Origin of the sequence: Aeromonas sp. FDAARGOS 1402, from assembly GCF_019046925.1 — a bacterium.
GTDB lineage: Bacteria > Pseudomonadota > Gammaproteobacteria > Enterobacterales > Aeromonadaceae > Aeromonas > Aeromonas caviae.
Map to the genome: position 1 here is coordinate 986,198 of NZ_CP077201.1, position 18,428 is coordinate 1,004,625.

The 18,428-nt window shown below is 62.6% G+C and carries 15 protein-coding genes and 1 other RNA gene; 1 reads left to right on the top strand and 15 read right to left on the bottom strand.

Features of this window, described 5'->3' with window-relative positions:
• Positions 1 to 23: 23 nt before the first annotated feature.
• The 15 genes from ftsA to rsmI form a co-directional block, all read right to left on the bottom strand.
• Positions 24 to 1,283, bottom strand: a complete 1,260-nt coding sequence (ftsA, locus tag I6L32_RS04720; RefSeq protein ID WP_010675832.1) for a cell division protein FtsA — start codon at positions 1,281 to 1,283, stop codon at positions 24 to 26.
• A complete protein-coding gene (locus tag I6L32_RS04725; RefSeq protein ID WP_029314839.1) occupies positions 1,264 to 2,016 on the bottom strand; it encodes a cell division protein FtsQ/DivIB in 753 nt (250 codons plus the stop codon). The genes ftsA and I6L32_RS04725 overlap by 20 nt, the downstream gene beginning before the upstream one ends.
• Positions 2,017 to 2,113: 97 nt before the next feature.
• Positions 2,114 to 3,568 carry a UDP-N-acetylmuramate--L-alanine ligase gene (gene murC / locus I6L32_RS04730; protein ID WP_041211792.1) on the bottom strand — a complete coding sequence of 485 codons (1,455 nt, stop codon included), beginning with the start codon at positions 3,566 to 3,568 and terminating at the stop codon, positions 2,114 to 2,116.
• 110 nt (positions 3,569 to 3,678) lie between these two features.
• Entirely contained in the window at positions 3,679 to 4,746 is a 1,068-nt protein-coding gene (gene murG, locus I6L32_RS04735) for an undecaprenyldiphospho-muramoylpentapeptide beta-N-acetylglucosaminyltransferase (protein ID WP_042880173.1), read from the bottom strand.
• Positions 4,743 to 5,927, bottom strand: a complete 1,185-nt coding sequence (gene ftsW / locus I6L32_RS04740) for a cell division protein FtsW (protein WP_043154095.1) — start codon at positions 5,925 to 5,927, stop codon at positions 4,743 to 4,745. The genes murG and ftsW overlap by 4 nt, the downstream gene beginning before the upstream one ends.
• The gene (murD, locus tag I6L32_RS04745) at positions 5,924 to 7,207 is read right to left on the bottom strand and encodes a UDP-N-acetylmuramoyl-L-alanine--D-glutamate ligase (protein WP_216944754.1); all 1,284 of its coding nucleotides are present in this window, start codon (positions 7,205 to 7,207) and stop codon (positions 5,924 to 5,926) included. The genes ftsW and murD overlap by 4 nt, the downstream gene beginning before the upstream one ends.
• 3 nt (positions 7,208 to 7,210) lie before the next feature.
• Positions 7,211 to 8,293: a phospho-N-acetylmuramoyl-pentapeptide-transferase gene (gene mraY / locus I6L32_RS04750; RefSeq protein WP_010675838.1), complete on the bottom strand. Its 1,083-nt coding sequence runs from the start codon at positions 8,291 to 8,293 to the stop codon at positions 7,211 to 7,213.
• Positions 8,287 to 9,642, bottom strand: coding sequence for a UDP-N-acetylmuramoyl-tripeptide--D-alanyl-D-alanine ligase (murF, locus tag I6L32_RS04755; RefSeq protein ID WP_216944755.1), 1,356 nt, complete (start codon positions 9,640 to 9,642; stop codon positions 8,287 to 8,289). Before murF ends, mraY begins: the two co-directional genes overlap by 7 nt.
• Positions 9,639 to 11,123, bottom strand: coding sequence for a UDP-N-acetylmuramoyl-L-alanyl-D-glutamate--2,6-diaminopimelate ligase (gene murE, locus I6L32_RS04760; protein ID WP_039040490.1), 1,485 nt, complete (start codon positions 11,121 to 11,123; stop codon positions 9,639 to 9,641). The genes murF and murE overlap by 4 nt, the downstream gene beginning before the upstream one ends.
• Before the next feature lie 95 nt (positions 11,124 to 11,218).
• Positions 11,219 to 12,985, bottom strand: coding sequence for a peptidoglycan glycosyltransferase FtsI (locus tag I6L32_RS04765; protein WP_010675841.1), 1,767 nt, complete (start codon positions 12,983 to 12,985; stop codon positions 11,219 to 11,221).
• Entirely contained in the window at positions 12,982 to 13,296 is a 315-nt protein-coding gene (gene ftsL, locus I6L32_RS04770) for a cell division protein FtsL (RefSeq protein WP_010675842.1), read from the bottom strand. The genes I6L32_RS04765 and ftsL overlap by 4 nt, the downstream gene beginning before the upstream one ends.
• A gap of 3 nt (positions 13,297 to 13,299) precedes the next feature.
• A complete protein-coding gene (gene rsmH, locus I6L32_RS04775) occupies positions 13,300 to 14,238 on the bottom strand; it encodes a 16S rRNA (cytosine(1402)-N(4))-methyltransferase RsmH (RefSeq protein WP_042015088.1) in 939 nt (312 codons plus the stop codon).
• Positions 14,239 to 14,697, bottom strand: a complete 459-nt coding sequence (gene mraZ, locus I6L32_RS04780) for a division/cell wall cluster transcriptional repressor MraZ (protein WP_039040489.1) — start codon at positions 14,695 to 14,697, stop codon at positions 14,239 to 14,241.
• A gap of 447 nt (positions 14,698 to 15,144) precedes the next feature.
• Positions 15,145 to 15,531, bottom strand: an RNA gene (gene rnpB / locus I6L32_RS04785) — RNase P RNA component class A.
• Positions 15,532 to 15,593: 62 nt separating this feature from the next.
• Positions 15,594 to 16,427, bottom strand: coding sequence for a 16S rRNA (cytidine(1402)-2'-O)-methyltransferase (rsmI, locus tag I6L32_RS04790; protein ID WP_216944756.1), 834 nt, complete (start codon positions 16,425 to 16,427; stop codon positions 15,594 to 15,596).
• Positions 16,428 to 16,626: 199 nt separating this feature from the next.
• Between rsmI and I6L32_RS04795 the strand changes: the two genes are divergently transcribed.
• Complete coding sequence (locus tag I6L32_RS04795) at positions 16,627 to 18,417, top strand: penicillin-binding protein activator (RefSeq protein WP_049637188.1); 1,791 nt, start codon at positions 16,627 to 16,629, stop codon at positions 18,415 to 18,417.
• Positions 18,418 to 18,428: the final 11 nt, after the last annotated feature.

Below are 18,428 nucleotides of genomic sequence, written 5' to 3' on the forward strand. Positions count from 1 at the left end.
ATTTGCCTGACTCAGCAAAATCTTTAGAACTCACCACGCAACCAGTTGCTGACCCGTTTGACCAGCCCACCTACGCTTGCCTTGGCGGCATATTCCTTGTTACTACCGGTGGATTGGTTGGTGCGGCCGTACTGCAACAACCCGACCGCAGTCGAGTACACCGGTGCCTGTACGTAATCACTCAATCCCCGGATATTCATGGGCTCGCCCACCCGGACCTGGCTCTGGAAGATCTGCTCTGCGCACTCCACAATGCCTTCGATCTGGGCCGCGCCACCGGTCAAGACCACACCGGCGGCCAGCTGATGCTTGACCCCCTGTGCCTTCAATTCGCTCTGCACCCGCACCAGCTCGTCATTCACCATGGAGAGCAACTCGGTGTAACGGGGTTCAATCACTTCCGCCAGCGTCTGCCGTTGCAGGCTGCGCGCCGGGCGACCGCCGACACTGGGCACTTCGATATTGTCTTCCTTGCTGACCAGGCGGCCGAGGGCACAGCCATAGCGCACCTTGATCGCCTCCGCATCCAGCGGCGGCGTGCCGAAGGCATAGGCGATGTCGCTGGTCACCGTGCTGCCAGCATAGGGAATCACCTTGGTGTGACGCAGGGCGCCGCCGGTAAAGAGCGACATGTCCATGGTGCCGCCACCGATGTCCACCACGCAGACACCCAGCTCCTTCTCGTCTTCGGTCAGCACGGCGTAGCTGGAGGCCAGGGCGGAGAAGATCAGCTGATCCACCCGCAGACCCACCTTCTCCACACACTTCTCGATGTTGCGCGCCATGTCGTTGTGGCAGGTGATGAGATGCACCTTGGCTGCCATCCGCACGCCGGAGAGACCGACCGGGTTCTTGATCCCTTCCTGATAGTCGATGGCGAACTCCTGGGGCAGCACGTGCAGAACCCGGAGCTCGTCAGACAACCGCACCGACTTGGCGGTGTGGATGACGTTGTCCACATCCTCCTGGGTCACCTCTTCGTCGGAGATGGGCACCATGCCGGTCTCGTTGCGGCAATCGATGTGCTTGCCGGACAGCCCCAGATAGACGGAACTGATCTGGCAGTCTGCCATCATCTCGGCCTCTTCCACCGCGCGGCGCAGGGACTTGACCACGGAGTCGAGGTCATTGACCCCGCCCTTCTCCATACCGCGAGAAGCGTGGCTGCCCATGCCGATGACATTGAGTTCGCCATCAGGCAATACTTCGCCAACCAGTACCGCCACCTTGGTCGTGCCGATATCCAGTCCGACAATCAAATTTCTATCTGCGGTGTTGGTCATTCACTTTCTCTTCGCTTTTCTTCCAGCCAACTGCCATCCCGGTGTCGTATCGAAGATCCACGTAAGCAACCCGCTCACGGGGCTCGATGACCGGAAAGGCATCGATAAACCGCTGCAGACGAAGCGCGATATCCGAGCGCCCCACAAACAGCTGAATGTTGCCATCCAGGGTCAGTTCCCAGGCATGGCGGGGGGTCAGATTCACCCCCAGCAACTTGTATCCCTTGGCCGCCAGCAGCGTTTCGTACTGATGGCTGGCTTCCAGCACCTTGGCGGCCTGATCATCGGGCCCGGACAACTGCATCAGGGGCTTCTTCACCCTGTCCGGGGCACTGAATACCTCACCCTTGGTGTTGACGAAGCGGTTGCCGTTCCAGCGAGCCGCCACATCCTGTTCCGTGAGATAGACCTTGATCTTGTTCGGCCACTTCTTTCGTACCGAGACCTGGGCCACCCAGGGCAGAGCGTTCAGACGCGCCTGCAATTCGTTCACATCCAGCTCGAAGAAGTTGCGAAGTTCGGCACCATCCAGCACGGCAGCACGCAACTCATCGGCCTTCAAATATTCGTGTTGCCCCTGCAGCAACAGCTCGCTCATGGGCAACCGACTGGCATCCGTCAGCCAGTCTTTAACATCCAGCGCAGTCTGGTAGAGCCCCCACATGACCAGGATGAAAAATGCCACCCCGGCGATGAAGCCCCCCTTGGTGCGCCCTTGTGCCCTTGCCTCCACCCGATCGATCCCCGTAAAACGCGCCATGCCGGCCACTTGCAGACCGGTTCGCCATTATATAGGCCTCGGCTTGGCGGTCAAAATACTCATTGGGCCCTCAGGCACCGGATTTCATGCTATCCACGCTCAATTTCATCTCGCCGAGACGACGGGCCAGTGCACCGACGTTACCCGCCCCCTGGGTCAATACCAGATCCCCCTCGCCAATCAGGTCGGCCAGCACCGCGGGCACATCGTCCGGCGTTGCGACAAAGATGGGCTCCAGGGTGCCGCGGGAGCGGATGGAACGGCACAGGGCACGACCATCGGCACCGGGGATGGGCTCCTCACCGGCGGCATAGACCTCCAGCATCACCAGCACGTCCACCTTGGAGAGCACATCTGCGAAATCTTCGTAGAGATCCCGGGTCCGGCTGTAGCGGTGCGGCTGGAACACCATCACCAGCCGCTTCTCGGGCCAGCCGGCGCGAGCGGCGTTGATGGTCACCTTCACTTCGCTCGGGTGATGACCGTAATCGTCCACCAGCATGGCCTTGCCACGGCCGGTTTCAAACTCGCCATATTGCTGGAAGCGGCGCCCCACCCCTTCAAACTTGGAAAGTGCCTGGATGATGGCCTCGTCGCCGATACCGTCTTCGGTTGCCACCGCGATGGCGGCGGCGGCGTTGAGGGCGTTGTGGATGCCCGGCAGATTCAGGGTCACCTCCAGCTCACCCGCCCCTGCACGGCGCACCCGGAAGCGGCTGCGATTGCTGGTCTGCACGAAGTCCAGCACCTGCACATCGGCATCATCGCTCAGACCGTAGGTGAGGGTAGGACGGGCGATCTCCGGCAGCATGCCGCGGATCACGGGGTCATCCACACACACCACGGCCAGACCGTAGAACGGCAGGTTGTGCAGGAAATCGATGAAGGTGGCCTTCAACCTGGAGAAATCGCCACCATAGGTGTCCATGTGATCCGCTTCGATGTTGGTCACGATGGAAACCATGGGTTGCAGATGCAGGAAGGAGGCGTCGCTCTCGTCCGCCTCGGCAATCAGATAACGGCTGCTGCCCAGGCGGGCATTGGTGCCGGCGCTGTTGAGCAGACCGCCGATGACGAAGGTGGGGTCGCGATCCGCCTCGGCATAGATGCTCGCCACCAGACTGGTGGTGGTGGTCTTGCCGTGGGTCCCGGCAATGGCGATGCCGTGACGGAAGCGCATCAGCTCAGCCAGCATTTCGGCGCGGCGCACCACGGGAATACGCAGCTCGCGGGCAGCCAGCAGCTCGGGGTTGTCCTGCTTGATGGCGGTGGAAACCACCACCACGCTGGCACCGTCCACATGCTCGGCACTGTGACCGACAAAAATGTGTGCGCCTAAAGAGGCCAGGCGTTCGGTCACCCCGTTGCGGGCCAGATCCGAGCCGGTCACCTGATACCCTTCATTGGCAAGCACTTCCGCAATACCGCCCATACCGGCGCCACCGATGCCGATGAAGTGGATGCGACGCACGCGGCGCATTTCGGGGATAACGGTACGCAGTTTTGCCAGTTCAACCTTGGTCATAGTTCTTTCTCAATTCGCGGCCACAGGCCATTTTCATTCGGCGACATTCATCAGTTCGAAGACAGAAGCGGGGCCTTGGCGGCACATCTTGGCCTTCCATCTCGTTTGGCTCAGCCGGTGGCGAGCCGTTTGCACTCATCGGCAACCCGTTCGGCAGCATCGATGATGGCGACCCGGCGCGCGGCCTGGGCCATGTTCAACAGAGTTTCCCTGCGCCCGGCGAGCCAGGATAGGCGCGACGCCAGCGCCGCCGGCGTCAGCTCGGACTGGGGCAGGAACTCGGCCGCACCGCCGTCGACCAGGGTCAGGGCGTTGCGTGTCTGGTGATCGTCCACCGCATGGGGCAGGGGCACGAAGATGGCGGCCACACCGGCAGCGGCCACTTCGGAGACGGTCAATGCGCCGGCGCGGCACACCACCAGGTCCGCCCAGGCATAGGCATCCGCCATGTCCTTGATAAATTCACTCACCTCGGCCTCGACCCCCAGCCCGGCATAGGAGGCAGCCACGGCCTCCCCGTTGCCCTTGCCGCACTGGTGACGCACCTCGATGGGCACACCGGCAGCTGCAACCGCAGGAGGCACCTGCTCGTTGAGGACCCGGGCCCCCAGGCTGCCACCGACCACAAGCAGGCGCAGAGGATTACTGCTGCTGCGCAGTTGGGGATCAGGCAGCGCCACCACCTCGGGGCGCACCGGGTTGCCCACCACGGCGGTGCGGGCATTGGGGGCGAAGGCACCCGGGAAGGCCATCAGTACCCGCCTGGCGATACGGGCCAGCAGCTTGTTAGTCAGGCCGGCGGCGGCATTCTGCTCGTGAAGCAGTAGCGGAATGCCGGACAGCCAGGCGGCCACGCCACCCGGGCCGGAGGCGAAGCCCCCCATGCCCAGCACCACATCGGGCTGGATGGTCTTGAGCACCTGGCGGGCCTGCAGCACGGATTTGATGACACGGTAGGGCGCCGCGAGCAGCCGCTTGATGCCGTTGCCACGCACCCCCTGGATGTCGATGAAGGAGATGGGATAACCATGGGCAGGCACCAGCTCCGCCTCCATCCGGTCGGCAGTGCCGAGCCAGTGGATGGTCCAGCCCTGGGCCTTGAGGCGATCGGCGACGGCCAGGCCGGGGAACACATGACCCCCGGTACCACCCGCCATCACCAGTAACGTCTTGCTCACGCAACCTCCCGCACGCGCGCCTGGGCACTTGCCTGGCGCAACTCAAAATCGATACGAATCAACATGCTCACCGCCACCATCATGATGATGAGACTGGAGCCGCCATAACTGACCAGCGGCAGGGTCAGCCCCTTGGTAGGCATCATGCCGCTGGCGGCACCGACGTTGACGAAAGTCTGGAAGCTGAACCAGATGCCGATGCCGATGGCCAGATAACCTTCATAGAGCCGCTCGGCCACCAGCGCCTGGTGACCCAGCTTGAGCGCCTTCACCGCCAGCGCAAAAATCAGGAAGAGTGCGCCAAGCACCCCCACGTAGCCCAGCTCTTCGCCCAGAATGGCGAACACGAAGTCGGTGTGGGCCTCCGGCAGGTACTCCATCTTCTGGATGGAGTTGCCAAGCCCTTCGCCAAACCAGCTCCCCCGACCAAAGGCCATCAGGGACTGGGTCAGCTGATAGCCGCTGCCGAAGGGGTCTGCCCAGGGGTCGAGGAAGGAGGTCACCCGCCGCATCCGGTAGGGCTCCGCGATGATCAGGGTCACCACTGCGCTCACCCCCACCAGGATGAGACCGATGAACTGCACCAGCCGGGCTCCGGCCAGGAACAGCATCCCGAGGGAGGTGACGAACATCACCACCACTGACCCGAGATCCGGCTGGGCCAGCAGCAGGATGGCCACCACGAACAGCACCGCCATGGGTTTCATGAAACCGATGAAGCGCTCGCGCACCTCGCTTTGACGGCGCACCAGATAACCCGCCAGATAGACGAACAGCGCCAGCTTGCCGAACTCGGCCGGCTGCAGGTTGAAGGGGCCCAGCGGCAGCCAGCGTACCGAGCCGTTGACGCTGCGCCCCACCAGCAGCACCATCACCAACAGCACGATGGCCAGCAACAACATGGGGCCGTTGTAGTGCTGCCAGCGTGCCATGGGCACCTGCAACACGAACCAGGAGATACCCAGCGCCATCACCAGGAACATGCCGTGGCGCTTCACGAACATGAAGGGATCGTTGTTGATGGCGATCCCCTCAGGAATGGAAGCGGACGCCACTATTACCAGCCCGACGCCCATCAGGGCGAGTGCCAGCACCACCAGCTGCCGATCGTAGAGACCGGCGGGGCGCGCCGGTAGCAACCAGCGCTGCAAGAATCCTGCGACGGCGCGAAGGGCGTTCATAGTGCCAGCACCAGTTCGGTGAAGCGATCTCCGCGAGCTTCGAAGGATTTGAACTGGTCCAGGCTCGCGCAGGCCGGTGCCAGCAGCACCCAGTCACCGGGCCTGGCATCGGTCGCCGCCTTGGCGACAGCAGCGTCAAGATCGGCAACCCGCTCGGTCTGTTCGCCCAGGGCCAGCAGCACCTCGGCATCCTGACCAAAGCAGTACATGTGATCGATCTGGCTGCCGAGCAGCGCCTGCACCGGGCCGAAGTCCTGCCCCTTGCCCTGGCCACCGGCCAGCAGCAGCAGGCGGCCTTTGACCGCTTCACGCACCCCGGCCACGGCGGCCAGGGTCGCCCCCACGTTGGTGGCCTTGGAGTCGTTGATCCAGCGCACCCCATTTACCTCCCGCACGAAGCGGGCACGGTGAGGCAGGCCTTCAAAGCGGCGCAGCACGGCAAGTTGTGCCTCGCGGGGAATGCCCACCGCATCGCACAGGGCCATGGCCGCCAGGGCATTGGCCTGGTTGTGGGCACCCACTATCTTCATCTCGTCCACCGCCAGGAGCGGCTCGCCGTGCAAAGTCAGCCAGTGACGGCCCTCCAGCTCGCAGCGGCCGTAGCCGTTGCAGTCGAGGCCGAAACTCTGCCAAACCTGACCCACATCGGGCAGGGTCTGGGGATCGTCGCGATTGATCAGGATGTGCTGGGAGTGCTGATGGATCTCCATCTTGGCGGCGCGGTAATCCGCCATGCCGGTATAGCGATCCATATGATCTTCACTGAGGTTCAAGACCACGGAGGCGGCGGCCCGCAGGCTGTAGGTGGTCTCGAGCTGGAAGCTGGAGAGCTCCAGCACGCAGAGATCCATGGGCTGCTTGAGGAGCGACAGCGCCGGGGTGCCAATATTGCCCCCCACACCGACCTTGAGTCCCGCCTCGGCGATCATCTCACCCACTAGCGTGGTGACCGTGCTCTTGCCGTTGGAGCCGGTGATGGCGATGACGGGCGTCTGGGTTTCACGCACGAACAGTTCGATGTCACCGACGATGCGCACCCCGAACTCGGCGGCGGCCTTCAACTCCGGAGTCGCCAGGGCGATGCCCGGGCTCGCCACTATCATGTGCGCCTGCTTGAGCCGCTCAGCGTCCACCCCGTGGATGAGCTCCACCTCGGGGGGAAGCTCGTCCTTGCCCGGCGGATTGGCACGGGTGTCCATCACCAGCGGCGTGACGCCGCGGTCGAGGAAGTAATCGACGCAGGAGAGTCCGGTTTTGCCGAGTCCGATGATGATGACCATGGCTTACCTCACCTTCAGGGTGGCGAGGCCAAGCAGCACCAGCATGAGGGTGATGATCCAGAAGCGCACGATGACGCGCGGCTCCGGCCAGCCCTTCTTCTCATAGTGGTGATGGATGGGGGCCATGCGGAAGATCCGCACGCCGCGCAGTTTGTAGGATCCGACCTGCAGGATCACCGAGACGGTCTCCATCACGAAGACACCCCCCATGATCACCAGCAGAAACTCCTGACGCACCAGCACCGCGATGGTACCGAGCGCGCCGCCCAGAGCCAGGGAACCGACGTCCCCCATGAAGACCTGGGCCGGGTAGGTGTTGAACCAGAGGAAACCCAGGCCCGCGCCCACGATGGCGGTACAGACGATCACCAGCTCGGAAGTGTAGGGCACGTAGGGAATGTGCAGGTAGTTCGCGAAGTTGACGTTGCCGGTCGCCCAGGCGATCAGGGCGAAGCCCCCCGCCACCATCACGGTGGGCATGATGGCGAGGCCATCCAGGCCATCGGTCAGGTTGACCGCGTTGGAGGTACCGACGATGACGAAGTAGGTCAGCAGGATGAACATCAGGCCGAGCTGGGGCATCACATCCTTGAGGAAGGGCACCACCAGCTGGGTCTGACCATCGTGGGTGGCCGTGGCGTAGAGGAACACCGCCACACCCAGCGCGACCGCGGACTGCCAGAAGTACTTCCAGCGGGCGATGAGGCCGTCGGTGTTCTTGCGCACCACCTTGAGATAGTCATCGGCAAAACCGATGGCGCCATAGGCCCCCAGCACGAACAGCACCAGCCAGACATAGGGGTTGTCGAGGCGGCACCAGAGCAGCACAGAAGTGAAGATGGCGGCAATGATCATCAGGCCGCCCATGGTCGGGGTGCCCTTCTTGCTGAGGTGGGATTCGGGACCGTCGTTGCGGATCACCTGGCCGAACTTCATGATCTGCAGGCGACGGATGAGGCGCGGCCCCATCCAGAGCGCCACCACCAGACCGGTGATGATCGACAGGATGGCGCGAAACGTCAGGTAGGAGAAGACGTTGAAGAAGGTGAAGTGCGGGGTGAGCAGTTCCGCCAGCCAGACTAGCATGTGGCTGACTCCTGATGGCCCTTGACCATCTCGACGATATCTTCCATGCGGGAGCCACGGGCGCCCTTGACCAGAATCGAAATTTCCTGATGTGTCTTTATCATTTGCGCAAGCACTTCAAACAACGACGCCTTGTTATCGAAATGTCGGCCATCCGCGGCATCTGCGGTGTGGCGACTCTGTTCCCCTACGGTCAGCACGGCATCGAGGCCCTGCTCACGGGCGTGGTGTCCGACCCGGGCATGCTGCGCGGCGGACTCCTCACCCAACTCTTTCATGTCACCGAATACCAGCACCTTGTAGCCGTTCATGGCGGTCAGGGCATCGATACCCGCCAGCACGGACTCCACGCTGGCGTTGTAGGTGTCATCCACCAGAGTGAGGCCACCCCAGCGTTGCACGCAGAAACGGCCCTTGACCGGCGCCATCTGCTCCAGTCCCGCCTTGACGGACGCAAGCGATGCGCCCAGGGCCAGGGTCCCGGCGGCGGCAGCCAGGGCGTTGGCCACGTTGTGGCGACCCGGAATGGCCAGGGTCAGGGTCAGCTCTCCCTGGGGCGTCACCATCACGAACCCGGCACAACCCTGCTCGTTGAGCACGATGTCGCGGGCGTGGAACGGCTGACGCTGATCCTGGAGGGAGAAGGCGCACTGGATGCCCTTTTCACGCCACTTCGGCCAGAACTCGTTGTCGGCATTGACGATGGCAGTGCCGCCCTCGCCTAACCCTTCGAAGATTTCGCTCTTGGCATGGAACACCCCTTCCAGGGAGCCAAAGCCTTCCAGGTGCGCGGCAGCGACGTTGTTGATGATGGCGGCGTCGGGTCTGGCGAGCGACGTGGTCCAGGCGATCTCGCCCGGGTGGTTGGCTCCCAGCTCCATCACCGCGAACTGGTGTTGCGGCTCGAGGCGCAGCAGGGTCAGCGGCACCCCCACCTCGTTGTTGAAGTTGCCGGCGGTGGCCAGCACCTCCCCTTCACAGCGCAGGATGGCCGTCGCCATCTCCTTCACCGTGGTTTTGCCACAGCTGCCTGTGATGGCGAGCACTTTCGGATTGATGCGCTCGCGCACCAGCCTGCCCAGACGCCCAAGCCCCTTGAGGGTGTCGGCCACCACCAGTTGTGGAATGGCCAGCGGCAATTCGCGCTCTACCAGCAGGGCACTGGCGCCGGCGGCAACCGCCTGGTCGCAGAAATCGTGGGCGTCGAAACGCTCGCCGCGCAGGGCTACGAACAGCGCCCCCGCGCCCAGGGTACGGGTGTCGGTGCTGACCGCCGTGATCTCATGGTCGCCCCCGATCAGACGGGCATCGAGCACCTGCGCCAGGTCGGCAAGCCTGAGGGTCATCATTTGAATGACTCCATTAATGTGTGCAAGGCGGCTGCGACGGTTTCCCGATCGCTGTAGTGCCGCTTGTCGGTTCCAATGATCTGATAATCCTCGTGGCCTTTGCCGGCCACCAGGATGATGTCCTCTTTGCTCGCTTGGCTCAGTGCCAGCTGGATTGCCTTGGTCCTGTCGTGCTCAATCTGCACGGCGCCGGGATCGCGAAGACCCGCCACCATGTCGGCCATGATCCGGGCCGGCTCCTCGGTACGGGGATTGTCGTCGGTCAGGATCACGCAGTCCGCATGCTGCTCCGCCATGGCAGCCATCATGGGACGCTTGCCGCGATCCCTGTCGCCACCACAACCCACCAGGCACCAGAGCCGGCCGTGACAGTGCACCCGCAGGGCCTGCAAGGCCTTCTCCAGCGCATCCGGGGTGTGGGCGTAATCGACCACGGCGAGCGGCGCATCGCCACCGCCGAAGCACTCCATGCGACCGGTCACCGGTTGCAGTCTGGGGGCCGTCGCCAGCAGGTCATCGAAGTCGTAGCCGAGCACCAGCATGGCGCCCATGGCGCCCAGCACGTTGCTGACGTTGAAGCGGCCGAGCAAGGGGGCGGATAATACACCATTCCCCCAGCTGGAGTTAATGCGCGTATCAAAACCTTGTTGGTGGAAATGGGGATCCTGCGCCGTCAGTTGTCGTCCAGCATGGTTTTCAATCGGACCATGAACCCCGAAGGCCACCGCACCGGGATAGGTCGCCAGCCATTGCCGTCCCAGATGGTCATCGGCGTTGATGACGGCGCAAGGCTCATCCACCAGCTTCAGCAGCTCCTCCTTGGCGGCGGCATAGGCCTCCATGGTGCCGTGATAGTCCAGATGATCCCGGCTCAGGTTGGTGAAGACTGCCGCGGCAAACGGCAGGGCCGCCACGCGATGCTGCACCAGACCGTGGCTGGAGACCTCCATCGCCACCAGATCGGCCCCCTGCTGCTGCAAGGCGGCCAGATTGGCCTGCACCTGGACCGCGCTGCCCGTGGTGTTCTCTGCTTCGATGAGCTCGCCAAACAGACCGTTGCCTATGGTGCCCATGACCCCGGCCTTGCCCCCCAGCAGGGTGCGCCAGTTGGCCACCAGCAGGGCCGTAGTGCTCTTGCCGTTGGTGCCCGTGATGCCCACCAGTTGCAGCTTTTGCGCAGGGTGACCGTAGAAATGACCGGCCAGCTCGGAGAGACGAGCGGGAAGATCCCTCATGCCGATGCAGGGGATCTGGGTCGCCGGAGGGACGAATTCTCCGTCCTCCTCAAACAGCACGGCGGTTGCTCCCTGAGCCACCGCCTGTTCGATGAAGCGCCTGCCATCCACCTGATGGCCACGAATCGCCACGAAGAGCGAGCCGGGACCGACCCGCCGGCTGTCGAGCTGGAGATCGGTGAGGGAAAGCGCCGGGGCATCGATGCCGAAGCGGCTCATCAGTTGATCAAGTGTGCGGGGCGGCATGGGAAGCCTCCGAAAATGCGGGAATGCGGGCGCTCGTACACGCCATGGAAAACGCCCCGACAGCAGCGGGGCCGATGGAAAAAGCCGGATGCCCGTCAAGTACGCGGTGCGCCATTGTTGGCCTCCGTGCGGGCAAGCTTGGCGGGTACCTCGGGCGGGATCGCATCGGGACGGATGTTGAAGAGCTGCAACACGCCTCCCATGGCCTCCGCAAAGGGCGGGGTCGCCACGGCACCGCCGTAGTAGGCATCCCCCTTGGGCTCGTTGATCACCACCACCATGACGAAACGGGGATTGCTGGCCGGCGCGAAACCGGCAAACCAGGCCATGTAGTCCTTGCCATAGCCCCCAGCCACGGCCACCTTGGCGGTACCACTCTTGCCACCGACCCGATAACCGGGGATCTGGGCCTTGGGAATGGCATTGCTGACCACGTACTCCAGCGCCTGCAACATGGCTGCGGCGTTGTTGTGATCGATGACCTGCTCACCCTTGGGCGGCTTGGTCACCTTGATGATGGAGAGCGGAACCCGCTTGCCCTTGTTGGCCAGGGTGGCGTAGGCGGAGGCCAGCTGCAGCGGGGTCACTCGCAGACCATAACCGAACGACAGGGTGGCTCGCTCGATGTCGGACCAGCGGCGACGCTGGGGCAGCATGCCGCTGCTCTCCCCCATCAGGCCGCTGCCGGTGTCCATGCCGAAGCCCACCATGCTCAGGGTGTTGATCATCTCCTGGGCCGGCATCCGCAGCGCGATGCGCGACATGCCGATGTTGGAGGAGTAGCGCAGGATGTCGTACAGGTTGGTCGCCTTGTGGATACTCACGTCACGGATCTGCTTGGCCCCGATGAAGAGGGGGCCGCCCGGGATGAAGTCCTTCCAGCTGGTGACACCGGCTTGCAAGGCACTAAGCAAAATCAATGGCTTGACCGTGGAGCCCGGCTCATAGGTATCGGTCACCACCCGGTTTCGCACCCGGAAACTCTGGTACTGACCGCGGTTGTTCGGGTTGTAGGAGGGGGTGTTGACCATGGCGAGCACCTCGCCGGTCTTCACATCCAACATCACCATGGAGCCGGAGGTGGCCTTGTTCTCGTCGGTAGCCCGTTTGAGGGCGCGATAGGCCAGCGCCTGCACCCGCTGATCGATGCTCAGTTGCAGATCGTTGGCGTGCTTGCCCTCTTTCACCAGGCCCAGGCGCTCGATGACGCGGCCCTGCCTGTCCTTGCGCACTCGCATCTCGCCAGGGGTTGCGGTCAGCCACTCGTTGTAGCTGCGCTCAATCCCCTCGATGCCGCTGCCATCGATGTTGGTCACCCCCACCAGGTGGGAGCTTATCTCGCCGGTCGGGTAGAAACGGCGCGCCTCGGGGCGCAGATAGATGCCCCCCAGCTTCAACCCCTTGATGTACTCGGCCACCGCAGGCGTCACCTGCCGCTGCAGATAGACGAAGCGCTTGCTCGGGTTGGCGATGCGATGCTTGAGGGTGTTGATGTCGAGCTTGAGCACGGCGGAGAGTGCCAGCCAGGCACGCTCGTTGTGGATGGCACCGGACTCATGCACCGTCTTGGGATCAGCCCAGACCGCTTCGACCGGTACGGATACCGCCAACTGTTCGCCATTGCGGTCCGTGATCATGCCGCGCACCGCCTGGGTGGAGGTGGTGCGCAGGGAGCGCATGTCCCCCTCCTGGCGCAGTCTGTCAGGATCGATCACCTGGATCCAGGCCAGCCGCAGGATCAGCCCCGCAAACGCGATGCCGATGAAGAAAACCAGGGTACGAAAGCGCCACGGGTAGAGTGAGGGTGCTTTCGCCTTGGCTTTGTCCTTTGCCGGAGCCTTGGTGGCGGCCTTGCGTGTCATGGTTGTGTAATTACCTTTTCAGTGGTCACCAGGGGACGAGCCATCTGCAACTTGTCCATGGCCAGACTCGCCACCCGGGAGTGCTCAGCCAGTGTGCCCTGTTCCAGCAAGAGGTGGCGCCACTCGATGTTGAGCCTGTCCTCCTCCGCCATCAGATCGTTCTGCTTGGCCGTCAGACCCCGGGTCATGTTGGTCACCAGGATCACCGCAAAGGCGGTGACCAGCACGGCGACGGTCAACAGGACCTGCAACTTGTGGCGCCAGAGATCCGCAACGATCTCCCTGGCGAGGTGAACGCGCACATCGCTCATCGTTTACTCCGCAAGACGCTCTGCGACCCGCAGCACCGAGCTGCGGGACCGGGTGTTTTCATTGACCTCGTGGTCGGAAGGCTTGAGCGCCTTGCCGATCGACTTCAGCTTGCGACCACCGGCAAGCTGGGCTTCGGTCAGGGGGATGCCGTGGGGTACTTCCGGACCTTTCTCATGCTTTCGAATGAAATGCTTCACCAGCCGATCTTCCAGAGAGTGGAAGCTGATGACGGAGAGACGACCGTGAGGAGCCAGCACGTCCAGCGCACCGTTGAGGGCGGTTTCAATTTCGTCCAGCTCGCTGTTGATATAGATGCGGATGGCCTGGAAGCTGCGGGTCGCCGCGTGCTTGCCCTTCTCCTTGCTCGGGTTGACCCGGGCAATCATCTCCGCCAGCTGGCGGGTGCGCACATAGGGCTCGGTCACCCGGTCGTGCACGATGGCGCGAGCAATCTTCTTGGCGAAGCGCTCCTCACCGAAGGTTTTCAGCACCCAGGCGATGTCGTCCACATCGGCACGAGCCAGCCACTCGGCGGCACTCTGACCGGAGGTGGGATCCATCCTCATGTCGAGCGGGCCGTCCTTCATGAAGCTGAAGCCACGTTCGGCATCGTCAAGCTGGGGGGAGGAGACACCGAGATCCAGCAGGAAGCCATCGACCTTGCCCAGCAGGCCGCGCTCGGTCAGATAGCGGGTGATACCGGAGAAGGGACCGTGCACGATCTCGAAACGGGGATCCTGGATCTTGGCCGCCTCGGCAATGGCCTGGGGATCCCGGTCGATGGCGATCAGACGGCCATTGGGGCCCAGATGCTGGAGAATGAGACGAGAGTGACCACCCCGGCCAAAGGTACCGTCGACGTAGATACCGTCCGGCTTGATGGCCAGCCCTTCGACGGCTTCGTGCAACAGCACTGTGATGTGTTCAGCGGCTTGGGTCATTTATAAAGAAAAATCCTGTAGTCGTGGTGAACTTGCCCAGTCGTCCTCGGGCAGGCCCAGGATGTCGTCGTTGATCTGTTGTTGCCAGCGGGCTTCATCCCACAGCTCGAATTTGTTGAGCTGGCCCACCAGCATGACTTTCTTGTCCAGCCCGGCATGGCTGCGCAGCGGCTGGCTGAGCAGCAGACGGCCATTGCCATCCAGTTCGCATTCGGCCGCGTGGCCGAGCAGCAGACGCTGCAGGCGGCGTTCCGCCGGGTTGGTGCTGGAAAGGGTCTTCAGCTTGCGCTCCACCTCTTCCCATTCATTCAGGGGATAAAGCAGCAGACAGGGATGGGCGATGTCGATGGTGCAGACCAGCTGGCCGTCGCATTCGTCGCGCAGCCAATCACGAAATTTGGTCGGAATCGCCAACCGCCCCTTGCTGTCCAGGCTGATGGCGTGAGCGCCACGCAACAAATTGCAGTCCCCGAAAGGTGAGTTATGGGGGCTAGATGCCCAATAAAACCACTTTGATCCACTTTTCTCCACCATGAAGTTTAAGGACGAGCAGGGGGCTTTTCAAGCAAGGATCTCGGGCATGGGGAACATATTGACGCAGCGTGATGGGACTACCGATTAAATGAATTGATTTTCCACAAGTTATTTGTGTTACCCGCAACTCGATTAATTTTCAGCAATTAAAAAACTGACAAATTGCACGAATAAACATCAGCCATGCAGGCCGCGCTTCTCCAGCGCCATCACGATATTCAGAACATGGAAAAATTCCACATAACAGATTGATATAAAATACATTTGTTAAACATAGCTAGCCCAACAGTAAATATCACGAGTCAACCGAGGCAGTACTTTATGGTTAATAAAAAGAGCCTTGCGATAAATCGCAAGGCTCTTCAGGAAAGAGGTCGGAGTCGGCCTGTAAGCCGGGTTCTGTACCGGGTTGCCCCGGGTAGCAATCATTCCTCTAGGCCAGCAATCGCTCGCTGGCTCAAGCAACCTACCCGCCCCCAACGCGGGCCGCGCCAATAGGGGCCTATTTGGTCTTGCTTCGGGTGGAGTTTACCGTGCCACGAACTGTTGCCAGTCGCGCGGTGCGCTCTTACCGCACCCTTTCACCCTTACCTGATCCCTTGCGGGCCATCGGCGGTCTGCTCTCTGTTGCACTGGTCGTAGGCTCGCGCCCCCCAGGCGTTACCTGGCACCCTGCCCTGTGAAGCCCGGACTTTCCTCCCCTCCGCCCGTCTGTCCCGAGGGACACAACGACGAAGCAGCGATTGCCCAGCCAACTCCGAGGCGCGGATTATAGCCTCGCGAGACGGACGGGGTAAACCGTCAATTCCGGTTTACGGCAATTAATAGTGCTCGAGACCGTATTTGTAGAGGGCGTTCTTCTTCACCCCGTGGATCTCGGCGGTGAGGGCCGCAGCCTTCTTGAGGGGCAGCTCGCTGACCAGCAGGCCCAGGGTGCGGATCGCCTCCGCAGGCAACTCGTCATCCACCTTGCTGGCACCGGCGACCACCAGCACGATCTCCCCGCGGCAACGGTTATCGTCCTCTCCGAGCCAGGCCAGCATCTCGGAGGCGGGCAGACCGTGGATGGACTCGAAGGTCTTGGTCAGCTCGCGGCACACCACCACCTGGCGCTCGCCAAGGATGCGAGCAATCGCTTCCACCGTCTCCTGCACCCGGCGCGGCGATTCGTAGAACACCAGAGAGCGGGTGTCTTCGATGACGGCTTGCAGGCGATCATCCCGCCCCTTGGCCTTGGCCGGCAGGAAACCCTCGAAGGCGAAGCGGTCGGTGGGCAGCCCGGCGGCGGACAGCGCCGTGATGGCAGCGCAGGGACCGGGCAGCGGCACCACCTTGACCCCGGCTTCGCGACAACGGGTGACCAGGTGATAACCGGGGTCGCTGATGAGCGGCGTCCCCGCATCGGAGACCAGGGCCACGCTCTTGCCCTCCTTGATGCGGGCGATCAGCACATCCGCCTTTTGCTGCTCGTTGTGATCGTGCAGGGCAAAGGTCGGTATCGAGACCTGGTAGTGGCTGAGCAGGATCCCGGTATGCCGGGTATCCTCGGCGGCCACCAGATCGACGCTGCGCAGCACGTCCAGTGCTCGCTGGGTGATGTCGGCCAGATTGCCGATCGGAGTGGGGACTATATACAGGGTTGGGATGTCACTCATGGGAGCTCCGAGTGTCCCGACAATTGTGTCGCCATATTGGCCCGTTTACACTATGGAGAATTTCAACACTGGTCGGGGAATGAACTTGAACCGGGTTATAAAGCAGCTAAGTGTATCACGACTCTTCGGCATCCTACTCGCGGCAGTCCTGCTCGCCGCCTGTGCGTCGGAGCCCAATCAATCTTCCGGACAACCCGGCATGCCGTCAGCCTTCTCGGATCTGACCAAGAATGCCCAGTGGTATCTGGAGCAGGTGGATCCCGCCAAACCGGCAGAGGCCTTCGTGTGGCAGATGATGGCGGCGCGCAGCTATCTGGCGCTCGGCCAGGCCAAACCGGCTGCCGCTCTGTATCAGCAGTTGCAGAAGCAGGCGAAGAGCCCGGTGCAGCAGGCGCAGTTGCAACTGCTGCAGGCACACCTGCTGCTCGCCCAGGGCAACGCCAACCAGGCGCTGATCCTGCTGGAAGGCAAGCCGGATGTGGTGCTGGATGCCGATACCCAGAAGGACTGGTACCGCCAGCGCGTGGTGCTGCAGCTCGACATCAACAACAAGTTTGGTGCGGCCAAGTCGCTGATCCTGCTGGAACCTTATCTGGCCAAGAATGAGCTGGCCACCAATCACCAGCAGATCTGGTCACTGCTGAAAAGCATGACCCCCTCCACCCTGCAGGCGCTCGAAGAGGAGCCAGCTCCCGATGTCACCACCGGCTGGCTGCGACTGGCGGCGCTGGTGAACGAGTTCGGGGCACAGCCGAGCCAGCTGGCCCGCCAGCTTGCCGGCTGGAAGCAGAGCTTCCCTAACCACCCTGCCCAGAGCGACATGCCGGCCGGCCTTGGGGATCTCGCTATCACGGACAACGGTTCGCTGCAGCAGATCGCCGTCTTCCTGCCGCTCTCCGGCAACCTGGAAGCCCAGGGCGCCGCCATCCGCAACGGCATGCTGATGTCCTACAAGGAAAATCAGAGCCAGTTCACCCTGAACTTCTACGATACCCAGGGCAAGGCGATGGGGGATCTCTACAAGCAGGCGATTCAGGAAGGGGCCAACATGATCATCGGCCCCCTGCTCAAGGATCAGGTGGAGGAGCTGCTCAAGTCGAATCCGACCGTGCCGGTGCTGGCGCTCAACGAGCTGGACAAGCCGATCGTCAACGACAACACCTTCTATTTCTCGCTCTCCGCCGCTGCCGATGCGAGCCAGGCGGCCCAGTACCTCTATGGTCAGGGCTATCGCAAGCCGCTGCTGATCGCGGCACAAGGCCGGATTGGCTACAGCAGTATCAAGGCGTTTGAGCAGGCCTGGGCCGGCGTCAGCCAGGAGAAGCCCGTGGTTGCCACCTTCGGGGCGCGCAACGAAGTGCAGGGCATGGTCAAGAACGCTCTGAGCGGCCGTTCCACCGCACGAGCCGGGGAGATTGTCCAGCTGTCCGATGCAGCGCCGCGCAGCATCGACGCCGTCTATGTGGTGGCCAACAGCCTGGAGACCCGGATGATCAAGCCCTATGTGGACATCTCGGTCAATCCCATGGGCAGCCTGCCCATCTACAGCAGCTCGCGGGGATACGACGGCGGGACGACCGAGGTAGCATCCGAGCTCAACGGCATGCATATCTCCGACATGCCACTGCTGCTGGGTGGCTTCGAGACGCAGCGTGAACAGATTGCCCTGCTCTGGCCCCAGACCCAGGGCGACCTGCTGCGCTTGTTCGCCCTCGGCTACGATGCCGTCAGCCTAGCAGGCAACCTGCCGCAAATGCGCAAGGTCAATGCCATGCAGCAACCCGGCATGAGTGGCCAGCTGAGCGTGGATCCCCAGGGCAACATAGTGCGCATGCTGGACTGGGCCACCTACCAGAATGGCAAGCTGGTCAGCGACAGCGCCGCCCCCCAGCTGGAGGATGCGACTCATGAAGAGGCTACTGACACAACTTCACCAGCAGTGGTTGAACCTGTTGCCGTCGGCAGCGACGAGCAAGGGACAACACTTTGAACAAATAGCGG